The sequence below is a fragment of the Marinibactrum halimedae genome (genome assembly GCF_021234875.1).
Lineage (GTDB): Bacteria > Pseudomonadota > Gammaproteobacteria > Pseudomonadales > Cellvibrionaceae > Marinibactrum > Marinibactrum halimedae.
The window spans coordinates 1-5,020 of the sequence record NZ_JAJQVM010000064.1 but is presented as its reverse complement, the minus strand read 5'-3'; the positions used below and the strand labels follow the sequence as shown (position 1 = coordinate 5,020).

General features: G+C 48.5%; 2 protein-coding genes. Both read right to left on the bottom strand.

Annotated features, from left to right (window positions below):
- Nucleotides 1-146: 146 nt before the first annotated feature.
- Nucleotides 147-743 carry a rhombosortase gene (rrtA, locus tag LU351_RS19895; protein ID WP_232595843.1) on the bottom strand — a complete coding sequence of 199 codons (597 nt, stop codon included), beginning with the start codon at nt 741-743 and terminating at the stop codon, nt 147-149.
- 24 nt (nt 744-767) lie between these two features.
- Nucleotides 768-4,784 (bottom strand): H-type lectin domain-containing protein, encoded by a 4,017-nt coding sequence (locus tag LU351_RS19890; RefSeq protein ID WP_232595842.1) that lies wholly within the window; start codon nt 4,782-4,784, stop codon nt 768-770.
- Between the last annotated feature and the right edge of the window lie 236 nt (nt 4,785-5,020).

Here is a 5,020-nt window from a genome sequence, read left to right as displayed (position 1 = left end):
TTTGAAAAGGAGGAGATTCTACAGGGAAATTGAGTTTGTCGAATTAGCGTTGTAGGGAGCGGGTTGGATACGATGTTAATTGGGTAGGAATAGGCTGGATCGTTCGATGGTAGTTTGGGAAATTACAACAATGGCAGTTTGGGAAATTACCATTTTTTCTTTTCAGCTATTAGACACCATTTGGAAAAGCACAGCATCAAAAATCCATAACATGCGCCTCCTACAGCACCGTATAAATGAGCGGAATACACAACATTACTCTCAATAAACGATTCTAGGGATTCACTCGGCCCGTTGATATGCTCGATTAATAATTTTGCTCCCAACACCACAAGCAGTAAGAGTGAACTGGAAGAATGCACATGCCATTGGTTCACAATGCCAAACGAAAGATATCCATGCAGCACGCCAGACAACCCAACGTACCAATAAACATCTGGGTTAAAAAGAAGAAGGCCTAGAGCAATAAGCACAGAGCAGACGACACCACAAATAAACCATTGCCACCACTTCACCTTGGGAAACAAAAAGACAATAAAAATAAGACCACCTATATTAAGCAGCCAATGCATCCAATTTGTGTGAACCCAATGTGCCGTTATAAATCGCCACCATTGGTCACTGGTAAACAAATTGGATTGATATTGTAATAAAGATTTACCTATTGCTTCGGCGATTAACGTTAAAACAATAAAAACACCGATAAAATACAGATGTTTTAAAAAGGTGGGGCGTTGGGTCATAAATGCTCTTATTTAAAAAACGTGTTAATCCATTCTTTCTCGCCAATAAATCACACGATCATTACCTCGATAAGACCCGAATGTTACGGTACTGACAGGCCTTGCGGCATCGTCTGTGCTATCGCCATTCTGATTCCAATCGTATTGCAACCATGGATAATTACTCATATTGGTGACCACATCAAAACTCCCACTGCTCAATGGGCTGACCGCACTAAAAAGGAGGTTGGAATCACCGGATTGTATTTGCAAGATTGAATTACCACTATCCGTATTAAAACTGCCTGTACTGATGCCGCCTCCCACAGTGACAGTAGTAGGAGTGGTCGTTATCGCGGTGCCACCAAATTGAATATCCGCACGATTTAACGCAGTGCAATCATCGTCCGTATTCACGACGAATTGTGTGCCATTCCAAAATTCAATGTGGTAAATCCCTGCCAAATCTGCCGATTCAGGCCCATGCACATCTTCCGTTAACAAACGGCCAAAACGAGCATTGATGGGAGAGCCGATGGCCATCGCCGTGCAGGACGCCCCACAATTACCCGAAGAAGTCGGGTCCATATTTCGATCTGCGGACAAAAAATCCACGTTATCTGGGCTCACACCATCCGGCATTAAGCCAAATTGAACGGCATTAAATGGCCCTTCTTCAACGCCATTATTGGCCCGACGAAAACCAGCGTTATTATCCCCGGTTACCGTCCAGGCTCCCGTTGCCCATGAGGCAAGGGGCATTAAGGCCCTCGATTGAAGATCCACCCCGCCATCTGAATTTTCGGCAACAATGGAAAAGCCACCCACGGGGTAACCCAAACTCTCGTCGTAATTCTCGGTAATCGACCCACCTTGGTTATGTGCCTCAATGGTATATTCCATATCAATGGGGGAATGGGTAAACGCCGTATCGGATAAATAGGTAAACCCACCGGCGGCACAACCATTTTCTGTCATCGACGAGGTTAATTGATAATGAGCAGGATAAAAACGGCCAATATTGAAACTTTCTGAGCCGGTAACATTGCCTTCCCCAAGGTAATCACCATCGGCAACGGAAGGCACCACCGTAATGGTTCCCACCTCCGGCCAACGGATTGCATCGTGCTCGAATTCACCGGCGGTTGTGGTAGGAGAAAACGTTCCCATGGTGGTTAACCCCGGTAAGTTTCCTCCAACAGGCAATACCAAATTCCCCATACTCACCGCGACATTTTCGGGCGCCGATTCATTACCGAAATTAGGCGTAATAATCCCTTTGCTATTAAGCGATTGCACGGTGACGGTAAACGCCTCTCCTGCCACTAAAAACCCCGCTCCCATCGTCGTGGTGCCTGGATTCGCGTTACCCGCTGAATCTTGTACTGAGGCCACTACCAAATCAGCCGGCCTTGCCACCATCGGACCAGAAACCCCTTCGATGACCTGTGCCGGTGAGGCCCCATTGGCCGGCAAGGCTAACTGAGCGTGCAAGGCTACTTGCCCAACGTCATCGTAAGTGAATGAAAGGGGGGCTTCGCCCTGGGTGTCAAAGGCCAGAGAAACGGCCCCAAAGTTCGTGACATTGCCACGGTCGTTCCCCTGTATAGTCGAACCATTTACGCTCCCCCCCGCCGATAATGCACAACGGTTGGGGTCATCACATTCGTACGCCAAACTGACCGTTTGCGGCCCACTCACACGGGCAAGACAGGCGCCGGTTTGGGTATCCGTCTCTACCGCTCTGAGCACCATCGGCACAGAGGCACTGCCAGCCACTAAAGACCGTGTTACAGGTGAGGTGCCATCGGCATTTTGATCACCATCTGCGTCGGCGTAGAATCGAAGGCCGGTATTGGCAAACGCCAAGATGCCATCTTCCGCCCCGCCATCAATGTCGGTTAAACCATTCTCATCGCGCACATCAATATCAATATCGGCGGGAACGGTGGTAGCCAAATTCAATACAACACCCGTTTCTCCGGAATCAAACGTATAAGTCGCGCGATTACCAGAGGTCGAAAATCGCCCGGCAATCCCACTATTTAAGGACCATGTGCTGTTCGCCGGACTCCAGCCGGGTGTGGATGACGTTGCCGTGATGGTTACGGTCGTCTCACCGGCAAACGGTGCGTGATTGACATCGTGCGCCACCACGGTAACCGCTTCAGGTTCACAGGTAACTCCGCTACCGGAATGTAATACCGCATAATGCCCCACTGTGGTGAAGAAAGCTTCAAAGGGCTCTGAAAATACAAATACACTGGCAGTTTCGTTGGTGTGTATCCGCTCAGAGTCAAAGGTCGTATCTTCATCCACAGTAAGGCCAATGGAAGATGATTGAAGGTCACAACGCCGTATCCAGCCACCATCCCCTCCCGCGCGGGTGTTCATTGCGGCAACGGCATATGGAGTGGTATAAGATTCCGCAAAGCTAACGTCACGGCAAATGTTTTCCCACCCAGCCACATTATTACTACTGATCAGCATTTCATAATCGATAACGCGCCCATCCGTGGCCGATAAAAAACCATTCGAACCATTGAGCACCGCAAAATAGGCCACATCCTCAGGAAAGGTTAAAGACCCCGACCCAGTTTGAGCCCGGTCAAGCGTAAGCCAAGCCCCCCGGCGATTAAGCGCACGCACTGAAGCTGTCATCCAAGATGAGGATACCGAATTTGGGTCTAAAGTGGGCTCGTTATTAGTGGATTGAATATCCGCCAACATAGCGGGAGTGGCAACAAAATCCGTCGTAAAACGAAACGGCACCCAAGCTCGAGTGGATGTGCTACTGAAACGGTTAATCGACTGCACACCCACTTCAAACACATCACCTGCAGCGGTTTCATGAATACCTTGCCGAATGGCAATGTAATCGATGGTCATTTCTGGGTGGGGAGGGTTGCTTCCGGGAGGTTGGAAGGCCGCAACATCAAAGCCTGTCGTGGTAACGTTACGCACTCGCGTGCTGGCAGGCGGAGAACCTTCAGCGGTGGGTAAAGTAAAAATGACAGGGGTGTCTGGAAACGCATTAGGAAAATCCACGCGCGTCCACGAAGATTCCGAAGCATAAGGCGGTATTGTGGCAGATCCGCCTCCAATCTGATTGCCATTACGCTCGCCAAAAAAGGCGTCACTAAAGGCAATCACGCCAGCCACCTCAGGAGAACCATGGGAGCGATCAGGTTCTTCATCCATCACCAAACCCACCTGGTTAGGGGATACATCACATTCGCGAATCCACCCACCATCTGCCCCATTTGAGGTATTTTTGCTGGCAACGACTTTGGGTGGGTTAAAGAAAGGAATAAAATAGCTATTGTAAAAACAACCAGGATTATCATCCCACCCCTGAATGTTTCTCGGCGTGAGAAATGCCGTTACCACCTGACCATCCAGAAAGAAGCCCGTATCGGACTCCATCGCAATATAACCCACTACTTCCGGAACCACCGTTCCTGTTCGATTTTTAGCCCGATCCAGTGCAATTCGCATGGAGTCTGTCGTGACATTGTCGATTGCCACGTCCAGCCAAGGGTCGCCAGCCACACCCATTTCCAAATCCGGCTGACTGTTAATGGTTTGTACCTGGGCGACAACAGCGGGGGTGGCGCTGAACCAATTATTCCGAAAAGTAACTGTCTCCCACGTATTAAAACCTGCACCAAATTGCGCAGTAGTAGAAAGAGTTCGTACAGACAGACGGACGCTACCGGGGAAATTATAGTCACCCACCTCGGCAGCCAAATAATCCACTGTCATTTCAGTGGTCACACTGTCAGAGCCGGGTACTTCAATCAACGCCATCTCAAAGCCTGTGGTGCTGACGTTGCGAATACGAACGGTGGCTGCATCCTCATTCTCTGAGTTGGTGAGCACCACCACAACCGGAACAGAATCGTAAGGGGTGACAAAGGTCACCGGTATCCAAGTGGGTAAAGGCGCTCCAATCGTGCTGTTCACCGTTACTCTGTCCACTTTTAAATCAATGGCAACAGCGGAGCTTGACCCCAGCAATACCCCACAGATCATACCGATAACATACAAATACCACCGCATTCCAACCATCTCTCACGTATTTGAACGGGTGCCCCAAATCAAAATGGACCTTAGACAGAGGCATGATCAGAACTTAAGAACCTTAAGCATTGATCTTATTAAATACTTATGGGAACCTCTATAAATTCGTTTTTTTAGCGCGATAATTTTCTAATTTTTTCTACCGGAACATTTACCGAAAATAATTATCATTACGCATTTATTTACAAAAATATTGGATAAAAATTCGTTCTTTT

What these genes read in the sequence shown, in the direction of transcription:
- rrtA (WP_232595843.1), bottom strand. Translation starts at nt 743, where the DNA reads ATGACCCAACGCCCCACCTTTTTAAAACATCTGTATTTTATCGGTGTT.
- LU351_RS19890 (WP_232595842.1), bottom strand. Translation starts at nt 4,784, where the DNA reads ATGCGGTGGTATTTGTATGTTATCGGTATGATCTGTGGGGTATTGCTG.